Genomic DNA, 13,249 nt, shown 5'->3' with positions numbered 1-13,249 from the left:
AGGGATTGGCATTTGATATTTGCCTGCAAGTCAAAGATGCCGCAGAAGGGGAACGATCAAGGCTCAAACCCGTCAGTTCCTTACAGACCCTGTTGAAGGAGCCCGGTGTTTTGCTGAACCTAAAGACTGCATTACTGCTCGGCGCGCTGCTGTTTTGCGGCAGCGGCGCACTGCAAGCCGCGGCCACCGCGCCTGAACCCGAAGCGCCGGCCAAGCCGGAGTTGTTGGTGGAGGGCGGGCTTCTAGGGGCGATCAGTTCCAGCATTGATGACGTGCAGCAGAAGCTGGACCTCAACCAGAACTTCATTGACGAATGGCGCCTGCGTGCAGACCGGGCCGCCAACGAAGTCGGGCGGCTGGTCAACCAAACCACTGAGCGCTCGCCGTGGAGCGTCGCCGGGGACTTTTTGTTGCTGTCCGGTGTGTGGATCGGTGCCTTTACGCTGTTGACGTTACTGGGGCGTGTGATTGTGCGGCGCCTGGGGCATCGCACGTTTTTCGAACGGCGCCACCGCCTCCACTCCGTGCTGGGCTACGTAGTGCCTTACACACTGCCGGCGCTGGTGTGCCTGCCGCTCACGTTGTATGTCAGCCATTTTCTGCCCACCTCCGTGGGGCGCGCGCTGGCGCTGTGTTTTGCCTACGCCACCAGCAGCGGCATCTTTTCCACCTCGATGCTGCTGTGCGTGATCGTCATGTTCAATGTCGGCCACAAGCGCCCGGCGGTGCAGATCATTCGCGACTACTGCCCCAAGCCGCTGTTCCTGATCGGCTTCCTCGCCGCCCTCAGCGACGCCTTGACCAGCCCGCAGATCGCACACCAATTGGGCGGCAATATCACCAGCAGCATCGCGGTCTTCACCGGCCTGTTTGCGACGGTGATCTTCGGTGTGCTGGTGGTTCGCCTGCGCCGCCCGGTCGCGCACTTGATCCGCAACCGGCCATTGGCCCAGCGCCTCAAACACCCGGCCTTGCAGCAATCACTGCGCATCTTTTCGGGGCTGTGGTACTGGCCGATCCTGCTGATGGTGCTGGTCTCGGCGATCAACCTGATCGGGGCCGGCGACGACAACCAGAAGGTGCTGCGCTGTGCGTTGTTCACGACGATCTTGCTGATCGGCACGGTATTCCTCAGCACGGTACTGCAACACCTGTTCAAATCCCGCAGCCAAGTGGCGATCCAGCGCAGCAGTGCCTACAAAGAGCGCTTCCTCAGTCTGCTGCATGCGCTGTTGCGCATCGTAATGGCGGTGGCATTTATCGAGGTTCTCGGGCGCATCTGGGGCGTGTCGTTGTTTGAATTCGCCGAGCGCAACTCGATTGGCCGCGCGATCAGCGACTCGCTCAGCAGCATCGGCCTGATCCTGCTGATGACCTGGCTGTTCTGGGTGGTGCTCGACACGGCCATCCAGGAAGCATTGAAACCACCGGTCAACAAACGCTCCAGCCGCCAGCCCAGCACGCGGGTCAAGACCATCCTGCCGCTGCTGCGCAATGCGGTGAAAATCATCCTGGTGGTGATTTGCGCAATCACCACCATGGCGAACCTGGGTATCAACGTTGCGCCGCTGCTGGCAGGTGCCGGGGTGGTCGGCCTGGCCATCGGTTTCGGTTCGCAGCAACTGGTGCAGGACGTGATCACCGGCCTGTTCATCATCATCGAAGACACCCTGTCCATTGGCGACTGGGTGGTACTCGACTCCGGCCACGCCGGCACGGTCGAAGGCCTGACCATCCGCACCTTGCGCCTGCGCGACGGCAAGGGCTTTGTGCACTCGGTGCCGTTCGGGCAAATCAAGGCGGTCACCAACCAGTCGCGACAATTCGCCTACGCGTTCTTCTCGGTGCAGTTCACCTACGACACGGACGTGGACAAGGCCGTAGAGTTGATCCGTGAAGCAGGGCAGTCGATCCGCGATGACGTGTTCCTCAAGTACAACCTGCAAGGGCCGCTGGAGGTGTTTGGCGTCGACAAAATGGACCTTAACGGCGTGGTACTCACTGCGCAGTTCCGCACCGTGTCGGGCGGGCAATATGCGGTGAGTCGTGCGTTTAACCAGCGGTTGAAAAAGCTTGTGGATAACTGTGATGAGGTGCACTTCGCGCAGACTTATCCACAGCAGGTGCTGTTGCCCAAGCGTACGCCGCAGGTGGATGAGCCGGATGAGGAAGTACCGACGTCGGTGGTGTTGACGGAGCAGCCCAGGCCTCAATAAGTGATGTTGACGGTTGAGCCCTCATCGCGGGCAAGCCAGCTCCCACACTTGGAATGCACGCCCATGTGGGAGCCGGGCCTGCCCGCGATGAGGGCAGCAGGGTCAATACAGGCTCAATGCCGGATCAATTTTTCCTGAATCACCTGCTGATCCCCCTCCAGCAACACCTGCTGCTTACCCGCGACCATCACCGCTGCCGGCAACCCGTCCCGGTACACAACTCGATTGCCACTCACTGCCGGCACCTTGCTGCCTGGCAACAGCGTGCCCACCAGGTTCAATGGGTCCGCGCCACACACCGCAATCAAACTCCCATCATGGGGCCGACGCCGCACTTCACGCAGCAATGGAATCGCCTCCGGCAACGCAAACTGCTCTCCCGCCAAGCCACTCACAAACCGTCCGCCACGAATCTCCCCGCGCGCTTCCAGGCGGTGAAAGGTGCGCAGCAATTCGCGCCAACTCGGCAGCCATTCCGCCTCGCGCTCCAGCAGGCGCCAGAACACCACGCCATAGCGGCGCAGCAGGGTCATCGCCACATGCTCCAGGATTTCGGCCGAGTGCGGGCCGGCGGCAGTCGACGGGCGCCGGACCAGCGCCCAGCGACCCGCATCGTCCATACCGCCCACAAACGCCCCGCGCCCACGCCGGCTGCTGCGCGCCTGGCGTTTACTGGCGGGGGTGGTCAGGGCGCGCAGGCCGGCGAAGCTGTCGGCGTTCACCAACCCGGCGCCTACCAGTTCCTGCAAGGCGGTTTCCAGTTCACTGCGCAGCAAGTGGGCTTCGTGCACCAGTTCATCAAAAAACAGCGCGCCGTGATCGCGCAGTGCCTGGTGCACCTTTTGCGCCTTGGGCGACAGCGTGGTGGCGTCAGTGAGTTCGGTGAGGCCGCTCCACAGCCCCACTTGGCTGCGTGGCAGCAACACTACCGGCGTGCTGCGCAACGCGATGGCGCTGGTCTTGTTGCTCAAGCGCGTCCACACCAGCTTGCCGCTGCGGCACAGCTCGTCAAGCCAGATGGAGGAATAGTCCTTGAGGCGCGCACTGAGCAGGTCGCTGTCCCAGGCGGACGTGGCAGCGGCATAGCCTTCAAACTGCCCGACGATCTGCGGCAACATCGCGCTGCCCTGGCCACGGGTGCTGTCGGACACGTGCTGCCAATCGAATAGAAAACGCATGAAGTCCTGCAACGCCACCGGCTCGATTTCCCGGCGCAGGCGCTTGACCGTGTAGCGATGGATGCGCGCCAGCAGGTGGCGTTCGCACCATTGCTCCTGGGTGGCGCCAGGGCTGAAATGCCCGCGCAGCACGTAGCCTTCCTGCTCCAGGCGGGCGAGCGCCTGGGTCACATCCGCCACCGGCAGGGCCAGGGGCGCGGCGATCTCGATCAGGCTCAGTGGGCCGAACCCACCGAGGCGCGCGCGCAGTACTTCGGTCACGGCCTCCTCAACGGTCCAGGGCTCATCGAAACCGGGCAGCAACGGCACATCGCCGGGGTAGATTGTCTGCACACAACTCAGGCGTTCAACCGCGACCCACAGGCTGGTGTGTAAGTGAGTGTGCAGTTGATAGGCGCGACCACGCTTGGCCAACGCCTGCAGCCACTGCGCCCATTGCGGGGTGACTTCGTTGCTGGCGATGCACGCCAGGCTCATCAGCGCCTCATGCATTTCATCCAGCCCGTTGGGCGCCGGCCATGCTTCTTCGCGCACGCCAGCGATGGCCTCCGCATCCAGGGCGCCGAGGTCGTCGGTGCTCTGCGGGTCGCTCCAGCGCCGGTTGAGCACGGCCTGGGTGCGCCGTTCTTCCAGCGGCGCATCGTCGAGAAAGGTGTAGGGCCGCGCGCTGAGAATTTCTGCAGCCATGGGGGAGGGCGCCGGCAGGTCGCGGCTGATCAGGCGCACGTCGCCGCGCTCCATGCGCCGCAGCAGGGCCAGCCAGGCGTCGCTGTCCATGGCTTCGTGCAGGCAGTCATCGAGGGTTTGCTCCACCAATGGATGCTCGGGCACTTCGCGCTCGCCAGCGAGGTTTTCCAGGCAGGCGATCTGGTCGGGGAACACGCTGGCGATCAGGTCTTCGCTTTTCATGCGCTGGATCTGCGGCGCAACCTTGCGTCCACCGGTGTAGCGCGGCAACGCCAGCGCCACACCGGCATTCCAGCGCCAACGCACGCCGAACAGCGGCGCATCCAGCACAGCCTGGATCAGGAGGTGTTCGGCGCTGTGGCTATTGAGGTAACGCCACACCTCATCCAGCTCGAAACTGTGGCTGGTAGACAGTGACAGCACGATTGCATTCTCGCTGGCGGCCGCCTGCAATTCGAAATTGAACGTACGGCAGAATCGCTTGCGCAGGGCCAGGCCCCAGGCGCGGTTGACGCGACTGCCGAACGGCGTGTGGATGATCAACTGAGTGCCGCCGGACGCGTCGAAAAACCGCTCCATGATCAACGTGTCCTGGGACGGCAACGCACCCAGGGCCAAGCGCGTGCGCGCCAGGTAATCGAGGATCTGCTCGGCGCAGGCGCGGTTCAGGCCGAGGGTGCCGGTGAGCCAGTCCTGTGCGGCGTGCAGCTCGCCGGGCGTAGCGCTGAGCAACGCGTCCAGTTGGCCCTGGAGGCGCGCCACCGCCGCCGACAGTTCGTTGCTGCGCCCCGGCGCTTCACCGAGCCAGAAGGGGATGGTCGGCGGCTGGCCATGGGCGTCCTCGACCCGCACTTTGCCGGCGTCGACCCGCAGAATTCTGTAGGACGTGTTACCGAGCTGGAAGATATCCCCGGCGATGCTTTCCACCGCGAAATCTTCGTTGACGCTGCCGATGTTCAAGCTCTGGGGTTCGAGCAATACGCTGTAGTCAGCGTTGTCAGGGATGGTGCCGCCACTGGTCACGGCGGTCAGCTTGGCGCCCCGCCGGCCGCGCAGGGTGCGCGTCAGCGCGTCGCGGTGCAGGTAGGCGCTGCGGATACCCTGGCGCCCGTTGTAGCCCTCGGCGAGCATCTGCAGCAGCGCCTGGTAGTGGCGTTCATCCAGCGTGGCGTAAGGTGCGGCGCGGTGGATGAGGTCCAGCAACGCCTGCTCGGACCATTCCTGGGCGCTGACCTCAGCGATGATTTGTTGGGCCAGTACATCCAGGGGCGCCACGGGAATGTGCAGCGTGTCGAGTTCGCCCCGGCGCACGCAGTCGAGCAGGGCGGCGCATTCGATCAGGTCGTCGCGGGTGGTGGCGAACAGGCGTCCCTTGGGCGTACCGCCCACCTGGTGCCCGGAGCGGCCGACTCTTTGCAGAAAACCGTTGATGGAGCCGGGCGAGCCAATCTGGCAGACCAGGTCCATATCGCCGATATCAATCCCCAATTCCAGGGACGCGGTGGCGATCAGCACTTGCAGCTCGCCGCCCTTGAGGCGTTGCTCGGCGTCCAGGCGCATTTCCTTGGCCAGGCTGCCGTGGTGGGCGGCCACCGCGGTTTTGCCCAGGCGCTCGCTCAAATGCCGGGCCAGGCGTTCGGCCAGGCGCCGGGTGTTGACGAACACCAGCGTGGTGCGGTGCTCGCGCGCCAGTTCGGCGAGGCGGTCGTAGACCAGCTCCCACACATCGTTGGCCATCACCGCCGAGAGCGGCACGGGGGGCACTTCGATATCCAGATCGCGTGGGCGGGCGTGGCCAATATCCACAATCGCGCATGCCCGGCCACTGCCCACCAGGAATCGCGACACCGCGTCGATGGGCTTTTGCGTGGCCGACAAGCCGATGCGCATCAGCGGCCCGGCACACAGGCCTTGCAGGCGTTCCAGGCTCAAGGCCAGGTGGCTGCCCCGTTTGCCGGCGGCGATGGCGTGGATTTCATCGACGATCACCGTGCGCGTGCTGGCGAGCATCTGGCGACCGGAGTCCGAGCCCAGCAGCACATAGAGCGATTCCGGGGTGGTCACCAGGATATGCGGCGGGCGCTTGCGCATCTGCGCGCGGTCTTTTTGCGGGGTGTCGCCGGTGCGCACGGCGGTGCGGATGACCAGCGGCGGCAGGCCGAGGTTCTGCAGGTGCTCAGTAATCCCCGCGAGGGGGTTTTGCAGGTTGATCTGGATGTCGTTGGACAGCGCCTTGAGCGGCGACACGTAGACCACCAGGGTTTCATCCGGCAACTCACCACCGTGGGCCAGGCCTTGGTGGACCAGGTCATCCAGTACCGCCAGGAACGCCGTGAGGGTCTTGCCGGAGCCAGTGGGCGCGGCGATCAGGGTCGATTGGCGCTGGCGGATCAGCGGCCACGCCTGTTCCTGGGCGCCTGTCACCGAAGGGAACGTGCTGCGGAACCAGGTGCTGACAGCGGGGTGGAAGCCGTCCAGGACCGTGTCCGTGGATTCAGGTAGGTTCATGCCTTACGTTATGCGGCCGGCTACAACAAGTTGCAACCCCGCACTTTATCCGTGACGGTTGCGCTACAAACCCGCAAAATGCAACGATTCTGACAAATACCTAATAACCTTCGTTCCACACAGACCGGGCCTGCTCAATCTATGCGAATGCGCCTTATGTTACTGGGCGGCGGGAATGCCCTCGGGCAGGCGCTGATTCGCCTCGGTGCAGAGGAAGACATCGGTTTCCTCGCCCCCAAACCGCCCAAAGACGGCTGGGATGCCGCGAGCCTTACCCAACTGCTCGACGACACCCGTCCCGATGCGTTGATCAACCTCGCCTACTATTTCGACTGGTTCCAGGCGGAAGTGGTCAGCGAAACCCGCCTGGCCGCCCAGGAGTTTGCCATCGAACGCCTGGCCGAACTGTGCCAGCACCACAACATCACCTTGCTGCAACCGTCCAGCTACCGCGTGTTCGATGGCTCCCGCGCCACCGCCTACAGCGAAAAGGACGAGCCGGTGCCCCTGGGCCTGCGCGGCCAGGCGTTGTGGCGAATCGAACAGAGCGTACGCGCTACCTGCCCGCAACATGTATTGCTGCGGTTCGGCTGGCTGCTGGATGACAGTGTCGACGGCACCCTCGGGCGCTTTTTGGCGCGGGCCGAGAAGCCGGATGAATTGCTGATGGCCGACGACCGTCGCGGCAACCCGACACCGGTGGACGATGCGGCGCGGGTGATCATCTCGGTGCTCAAGCAACTCGATTGCGCCGCTCCGCTGTGGGGCACGTACCACTACGCCGGCCACGAGGCGACCACGCCGTTGGCGCTGGGCCAGGCGATCCTCACCGAAGCGCGCAACTTTCACCCGCTGGCGATCGAATCCCCCACCGCCCAGGCCCACGCGGCAAGGCCGGATGCCAGTGAAGAGCCGCAACACGCGGTGCTCGCCTGCAAGAAAATCCTCCACACTTTCGGCATCAAGCCACGGGCGTGGCGGGCGGGGCTGCCGGCGTTGCTGGATCGGTTCTACCGCCACGGCTGATCGGGTGCACAAAACCAATGTGGGAGCCGGCTTGTGTGGGCGCCGGGCTTGCCCGCGATGCAGTCGCCTCGGTCTACCCATTGCACCGAGGCGTTGCTATCGCAGGCAAGCCAGCTCCCACACTAGCCGGCTCCCACATGTTTGGTTGGCCGCGTTTATTGGCGCCTAGTTAGAACTTGTAGCCAATACCCACCATGTAGACCATCGGGTCCACGTCCACATTGACCTTGGCGCGAGTGCCCGGTGCCACGCCGTTGTTTTCCACGGTGGCCTTGGTGCTGATGTCGATGTAGCGCGCCTGGGCGTTGATCATCCATTTGTCGTTGATCATGTAGTCCGCGCCGATCTGCGCGGCCCAGCCCCAGGAGTTTTCAGCCTTGAAGTTGCTGAAGCCTGCACCTTGGGCACGGCTGCCGACGTGTTCGTCGTAGATCCAGGTGTAGTTGATACCGGCGCCCACGTACGGTTGGAAGGCCGACTTGTTGTCCAGCGGGTAGTACACGACGCTCAGGGTCGGCGGCAGGTGTTTCAACGTGCCGAGCTTGCCGTTGGCCGGGCTCAGTGCAGTGCCCTTGATCTTCACATCATGTTCGAAGGGCGTGGCGGCCAGCAGTTCAATACCGACGTGGTTGGTCAGCATGTAGGCGAAGTTCAAGCCCAGCTGGGTGTCGCTGCTCATGGTCGCCTTGCCGCCCAGGTTGGTGCCGGCCAGTGGGCCCTGGTCAACTTTGACGTGGCCGCTGTCCGCCTTCGGGTTCACGGTGATTGCACCGGCGCGCACCAGAATGTCGCCCGCTTCGTGAGCGTGTGCAACGGGGGCGACGAGGGCGAGCGCGAAGAGGGACGCGCCGAGCAGAGACTTGTTCATGGGAGCTCCAAAGGACGTTTAAAAGTTGTAGGTCCAATGGTAAAGATCGTTCCGCCCGGTCTTTTGACTCAGCTCAATGAAAGGTCGATCAGCGTCATTCCGGCAATTCGTACATGTAAATTTTCTCGGCCTCCATCTGGTAACCGGCGTCGGCCAACTCGCTGGTGGACGGTTTGACCTGCATCGCGCCTTCGATCCAGTACGGCTGGTACAACTCATCGAGCTTCACGCCGATTTCGCTTTTGACATGCACGATCTGGTTCGACGGTGGCGGCGGCACGTGGATGCACGCGCCGAAATACGGCACCAGTAGAAACTCGGTGGTGCGGCCTTCTTCGCTGACTTCCAGCGGCACGATGTACCCCGGCAAACGTATGTGCTGGCCATCGAGGCCCTGCACCACCGGCGCATTGGGCAGGTCCTGCTTGGCCGCGGGCGCCGATTCCAGGGCATCCGCCATGCTGGAGAGATTGTGCAGTGGTTGCATGTTCGGCACTTCTGGCGGGGCATCCGGCGGTATCAGTTCCGACCACGTCAGTTCTTTAGGCTCGGCAGCCCAGGCGGGCAGGGCAAGCAGCAGCAACAGTGCAAACAGGGCGCGACGCATCAAGGCCTTCCTCATAAACGTATGGACAGGCCGTCGGCCAGGGATTGTCGATAGGCGCGCCACGCGGGCACGCTGCCCATCAACAGCGCGGCCGCCAGGATACCGGCGAGCAGCGTCCATTCATATTCGCTCGGCCACGACATCGGCAGGTCCAGGCCGTAGTTGGCCTGCAGGTACCCGCGCGACGCGGCGATGCACACATACAGCAACCCCACGCCGGCGATCACCCCGGACAGCGCCAGGGCGAAGGCTTCAAAGATCAGCAGCGTCGCGATGTGCCACGGCCGTGCGCCCACCGAACGCAGGATCGCCATCTCGCGACGGCGTTCGTTGAGGCTGGTGAGGATCGCCGTGAGCATGCCGATCAAGCCGGTGAGCACCACGAACAGTGAGATCACGAACAGCGCTTTTTCGGCGGTGCCCATCATGCTCCACAGCTCTTGCAGCGCCACGCCGGGCAGGATCGCCAGCATCGGCTCGCCACGGAATTCGTTGATCTCCCGCTGCAGGGCGAAGGTGGAAATCTTGTTGTTCAGGCCGAGCATGAACGCGGTGATCGCCTGCGGGGTGAGGTCCATGTTGCGAGCCTGGTCGGCGCTGATGCGGCCTTTGCCCTGGGCCGGCACGCCGTTGTGCCAGTCGATATGGATCGCTTCCATACCGCCGAGGCTGATGTGCAGCGTGCGGTCCACCGGCGTGCCGGTGCGTTTGAGGATACCGACCACGGTGAAGGGTTTGTCATCGTGTTTCACCAGGCTGACCACTGCCACGCCATGGGCCAGCACCAGTTTGTCGCCGAGTTTGTAATGCAATGCGTCGGCGACTTCTGCACCGAGCACCACTTCGAACGGGTCAGTGGCGAAGGCGCGGCCGCTGGCCAGTTCGAGGTTCTGCTTGCGGCCGTATTGGTAGTGCTCGAAGTAGGATTCGTTGGTGCCCATCACACGGTAGCCGCGATGGGAGTCGCCGAGGGAAATCGGGATCGCCCATTTCACCTGGGGGCTGGCGGCGAAGTGTTCGAAGCTGTCCCAGCGGATGTTGTTGGTGGCGTTGCCGATGCGGAACACCGAGTACAGCAGCAGGTTCACCGAACCCGAGCGGGCGCCGACGATCAGGTCGGTGCCGCTGATGGTGCTGGCGAAACTGTTGCGCGCCTCAACGCGCACGCGCTCCACGGCGAGCAACAAGCAGACTGAAAGCGCGATGGCGAAGGCGGTGAGGATCGCGGTAAAGCGGCGGTTAGCCAGGCTGGCCATGGCTAGACGGAACAGATACATCTCAAACCTCTGCGGGCGTGGCGGCGCGATTGAGTTCGGCCAGCGACAGGTTGCGGTCGAACAGCGAAGCCAGGCTCTGGTCATGGCTGACAAACAGCAGGCTGGCGCCGGCTTCGCGGCATTCGGCGAACAGCAGTTGCAGGAAGGCTTCGCGGGCGTCGTAGTCCAAAGCCGAGGTGGGTTCGTCGGCGATCACCAGCTCCGGTTGGCCGATCAACGCACGGGCAGCAGCCACCCGTTGCTGCTGGCCGATGGACAGCGAGTCGGCGCGGCGTTCCAGCAGGTCTTTGTCCTTCAAGCCCAGGTGCGCCAGTAACGCCGCAGCGGCCTGGTCGACACTGCCGTGGCGCTGCTTTGCGCGTTGCGCACGCAGTGTGGAGAAATGGCAGGGCAATTCGACGTTGTCACGCACCGACAGGAACGGCAGCAGGTTGAACTGCTGGAAGATATAGCCGGTGTGATCGACCCGGAAACGGTCGCGCGCACCGGCCGAGAGGTCGGTCAGCTCCTGGCCGAGCAGGCGGATGCTGCCCCGGCTGGGCTTCTGCACACCGCCGAGCAGGCCCAGCAGCGTAGTTTTGCCACTGCCGCTCGGGCCCTTGAGGAACAGGGTTTCCCCCGCTTCCAGGCGGAACGCGGGGATGTCCAGCAACTGTGGGTGACCGGGCCAGTTGAAGCCCAGGTCAGACAGTTCGATCAACGCTTGAGTCATGAGAAATCAATATCGCCTGCGGCTAGAAAAGGGCACCAATCACTATAGGAGCCGGCTTGCCGGCTCCTACAGGGTCCAATCAGAACTTCAGGGTAGCGGCTTGTGCGGTTGCGTCCACACCTTGCTGGCCGCTCGGGCCGATCAGTTGTACCTGAATTTTCTGGGTGGCGGGGAAGGTCTTGAACACCTGGGTCAGGTCAAGATTGCCCAGGGCCGTCGGTGTGGCGCAGGTGAACTGGTAGTGGGCGTGGATTTCACTGTGGTCGTGATGGTGTTCGTGGGCGCCGTCTTTAGCGTCATCATCATCGTCGTCATGGTCGGCTTCGGGTTTGTCGCCGAACAGCGGACTGTTGAGTTCCTGGCTGCTGACCACACAACCGGCGGCTTTAGGCAGGTTGAACAGGGCGACAGGGTTCTCCAGCTGTTTGCGTGCAGCGGCGACCTTGGCTTTATCCGCCGGGGTGGTTGCCAGGTGTTCAAAGCCCACCAGGTTCATTGCCGGGCTGTCCAGTTCCAGCTCCAGGGCTTGGCCGTCGAGTACGGCGTTAAGGCGGCCGACGCCATGCTCATGGGCACCGAGGCTGCCGTGTTCATGGTCGTGATCGTGATCGTCATGAGCATGGGCAACCGCCAAGGGCAGCAGGGCAAACGGCAAAGCAAGCAACAGACGGCGCATGAGAAAGCTCCAGGACATGAAAGTTTTGTTATGTGATCTTATAACAATATGCCGAGAGTTTGACCGCCCGCTTGGCGTTGCGCAAGCCGCGTGGGAGCATGCCTGTCAGAAAACTGCGGGAGTAGGGACGATGTTGCGAATTCGTGGAACCGTCGGCGACCTGCCGGTGGACTTGACCCTGGAGCTGGACGACGGCGATTGGGCGCGACTGGGTGCACAATTGCAGGCGACGCCGGTCGCCAGTGCGGCTACCGCGCCCGTGGCTCCGGTCAAACACAATGATGACCTGTGGCAAGGCGCGCAGGACCTGTTACGCAAGGCCGGACAACTCAGTGGCCTGGAGCTGCTTGACCAGTTGGAAGGCTTGGCCGGCGACGCCTCGGCGGGCAAGCGCCTGTTGGTGCGCCTGCGCCACAGTGCCCATGTGAAGGTTGCCAGCGGCGGGGATACGCCGCTGTACAGCTGGGTTGGCGATTAGTACAACGCGGCGAACAACTTGCGGCGGTACACGGTCACCAGCGGGTGGTCGTTGCCCAACAGTTCGAACACCTGCAGCAAGGTCTTGTGTGGCAGGCCTTCGCTGTAGCTGCGGTTGCGGATGAACAGCTTGAGCAAGCCTTCCAGCGCCGCGTCGTATTGCTGGCGCGCCAGTTGCTGGATCGCCAGCTGATAGGCCGCTTCGTCGTCCTGCGGGTCTTGCGCCAGGCGGCTTTTCAGGTCGGCGGCGTCCGGCAGGTCGGCAGCCTGGCGCAGGAAGGTGATCTGCGCCTTTGCCCCGGCGAGGGCGGCCTTGTGATCGTCGCTCTTTACGGCGTCCAGCACGGTCTGGGCTTCGCCCAATTCACCGCGCTCGGCCAGGCAGCGGGCGTACAGGATCAACGCGGCGGCGTTGGTGTTGTCTTCGCCCAGCAGTGTTACCAGCACAGCTTCGGCATCGCTGATGCGGCCTTCGGCAAACAGCGCCTGGGCCTGCTCCAACGGATCCGCCGCAGCCGGTGGCGGCATCTGCACATGCGGTTCGAGCATTGCCCGCACCGCCGACTCCGGCTGTGCCCCGGCAAACCCGTCCACTGGCTGGCCATCCTTGAACAACACCACTGTGGGCAGGCTGCGAATGCCAAAACGGGCCACGATATCCTGCTCGGCTTCGCAATCGACCTTGGCCAGCAGCAACTCGCCCTGATAACTCTCGGCAATCTGCGCCAGCAGCGGCATCAACGCCTTGCACGGCGCGCACCACTCGGCCCAGAAATCCACCAGCACGGGTTTTTCGAAGGAGTTCTGGATCACTGCCTGGTCAAAGTTGGCGGTGGTGACATCGAAGATGTACGGCGTGGGCTCACTCATGGGGCGTCTCGAATAAAGCGGGAATGGGGCAACTATAAGGGCTGGCGAGCCTGGCTGAAAGTGCGGTGGATTCGGCACCGCTTTCGCGAGCAAACCCGCTCCCACAGGGGGAATGCGGTCACATGTGGGAGCGGGCTTGCTCGCGAA

Annotated in this window: 10 protein-coding genes; 3 read left to right on the top strand and 7 right to left on the bottom strand. The window is 63.5% G+C overall.

Annotation, left to right across the window (positions count from 1 at the left end; translation table 11 throughout):
- The first annotated feature begins 110 nt into the window (after positions 1–110).
- A complete protein-coding gene (locus KUA23_RS26845) occupies positions 111–2,216 on the top strand; it encodes a mechanosensitive ion channel family protein (RefSeq protein WP_252993124.1) in 2,106 nt (701 codons plus the stop codon).
- A 113-nt stretch (positions 2,217–2,329) separates the two neighbouring features.
- Here the strand turns inward: KUA23_RS26845 and KUA23_RS26840 are convergent, their stop codons facing one another.
- The gene (locus KUA23_RS26840; protein WP_252993123.1) at positions 2,330–6,589 is read right to left on the bottom strand and encodes a DEAD/DEAH box helicase; all 4,260 of its coding nucleotides are present in this window, start codon (positions 6,587–6,589) and stop codon (positions 2,330–2,332) included.
- A 141-nt stretch (positions 6,590–6,730) separates the two neighbouring features.
- Between KUA23_RS26840 and KUA23_RS26835 the strand changes: the two genes are divergently transcribed.
- Positions 6,731–7,615 (top strand): sugar nucleotide-binding protein, encoded by an 885-nt coding sequence (locus tag KUA23_RS26835; protein ID WP_078050384.1) that lies wholly within the window; start codon positions 6,731–6,733, stop codon positions 7,613–7,615.
- A 169-nt stretch (positions 7,616–7,784) separates the two neighbouring features.
- Here the strand turns inward: KUA23_RS26835 and KUA23_RS26830 are convergent, their stop codons facing one another.
- The 5 genes from KUA23_RS26830 to KUA23_RS26810 form a co-directional block, all read right to left on the bottom strand.
- On the bottom strand, positions 7,785–8,483 hold the full coding sequence (locus KUA23_RS26830) for an OmpW/AlkL family protein (protein ID WP_016978527.1): 699 nt from the start codon (positions 8,481–8,483) through the stop codon (positions 7,785–7,787).
- Positions 8,484–8,577: 94 nt separating this feature from the next.
- Entirely contained in the window at positions 8,578–9,090 is a 513-nt protein-coding gene (locus tag KUA23_RS26825) for a DUF3299 domain-containing protein (protein ID WP_078050383.1), read from the bottom strand.
- Positions 9,091–9,101: 11 nt separating this feature from the next.
- Positions 9,102–10,367: an ABC transporter permease gene (locus KUA23_RS26820; RefSeq protein WP_078050382.1), complete on the bottom strand. Its 1,266-nt coding sequence runs from the start codon at positions 10,365–10,367 to the stop codon at positions 9,102–9,104.
- A 1-nt stretch (position 10,368) separates the two neighbouring features.
- Positions 10,369–11,079 carry an ABC transporter ATP-binding protein gene (locus KUA23_RS26815; RefSeq protein ID WP_252993122.1) on the bottom strand — a complete coding sequence of 237 codons (711 nt, stop codon included), beginning with the start codon at positions 11,077–11,079 and terminating at the stop codon, positions 10,369–10,371.
- A 79-nt stretch (positions 11,080–11,158) separates the two neighbouring features.
- Positions 11,159–11,755, bottom strand: a complete 597-nt coding sequence (locus tag KUA23_RS26810) for a DUF2796 domain-containing protein (RefSeq protein WP_252993121.1) — start codon at positions 11,753–11,755, stop codon at positions 11,159–11,161.
- A 130-nt stretch (positions 11,756–11,885) separates the two neighbouring features.
- Between KUA23_RS26810 and KUA23_RS26805 the strand changes: the two genes are divergently transcribed.
- Positions 11,886–12,233: a hypothetical protein gene (locus KUA23_RS26805; RefSeq protein ID WP_078050379.1), complete on the top strand. Its 348-nt coding sequence runs from the start codon at positions 11,886–11,888 to the stop codon at positions 12,231–12,233.
- On the opposite strand, the gene trxA is transcribed toward KUA23_RS26805, so the two are convergent.
- Complete coding sequence (gene trxA, locus KUA23_RS26800) at positions 12,230–13,102, bottom strand: thioredoxin (protein ID WP_078050378.1); 873 nt, start codon at positions 13,100–13,102, stop codon at positions 12,230–12,232. The genes KUA23_RS26805 and trxA overlap by 4 nt on opposite strands.
- Positions 13,103–13,249: the final 147 nt, after the last annotated feature.

Origin of the sequence: Pseudomonas pergaminensis, assembly GCF_024112395.2 — a bacterium.
Lineage (GTDB): Bacteria > Pseudomonadota > Gammaproteobacteria > Pseudomonadales > Pseudomonadaceae > Aquipseudomonas > Aquipseudomonas pergaminensis.
Note: the sequence above shows the minus strand (reverse complement) of the source record. Positions and strands in the feature narration are given on the sequence as shown.

What these genes read in the sequence shown, in the direction of transcription:
- KUA23_RS26840 (WP_252993123.1), bottom strand. Translation starts at nt 6,589, where the DNA reads ATGAACCTACCTGAATCCACGGACACGGTCCTGGACGGCTTCCACCCC.
- KUA23_RS26835 (WP_078050384.1), top strand. Translation starts at nt 6,731, where the DNA reads ATGCGAATGCGCCTTATGTTACTGGGCGGCGGGAATGCCCTCGGGCAG.
- KUA23_RS26830 (WP_016978527.1), bottom strand. Translation starts at nt 8,483, where the DNA reads ATGAACAAGTCTCTGCTCGGCGCGTCCCTCTTCGCGCTCGCCCTCGTC.
- KUA23_RS26825 (WP_078050383.1), bottom strand. Translation starts at nt 9,090, where the DNA reads ATGCGTCGCGCCCTGTTTGCACTGTTGCTGCTGCTTGCCCTGCCCGCC.
- KUA23_RS26820 (WP_078050382.1), bottom strand. Translation starts at nt 10,367, where the DNA reads ATGTATCTGTTCCGTCTAGCCATGGCCAGCCTGGCTAACCGCCGCTTT.
- KUA23_RS26815 (WP_252993122.1), bottom strand. Translation starts at nt 11,079, where the DNA reads ATGACTCAAGCGTTGATCGAACTGTCTGACCTGGGCTTCAACTGGCCC.
- KUA23_RS26810 (WP_252993121.1), bottom strand. Translation starts at nt 11,755, where the DNA reads ATGCGCCGTCTGTTGCTTGCTTTGCCGTTTGCCCTGCTGCCCTTGGCG.
- KUA23_RS26805 (WP_078050379.1), top strand. Translation starts at nt 11,886, where the DNA reads ATGTTGCGAATTCGTGGAACCGTCGGCGACCTGCCGGTGGACTTGACC.
- trxA (WP_078050378.1), bottom strand. Translation starts at nt 13,102, where the DNA reads ATGAGTGAGCCCACGCCGTACATCTTCGATGTCACCACCGCCAACTTT.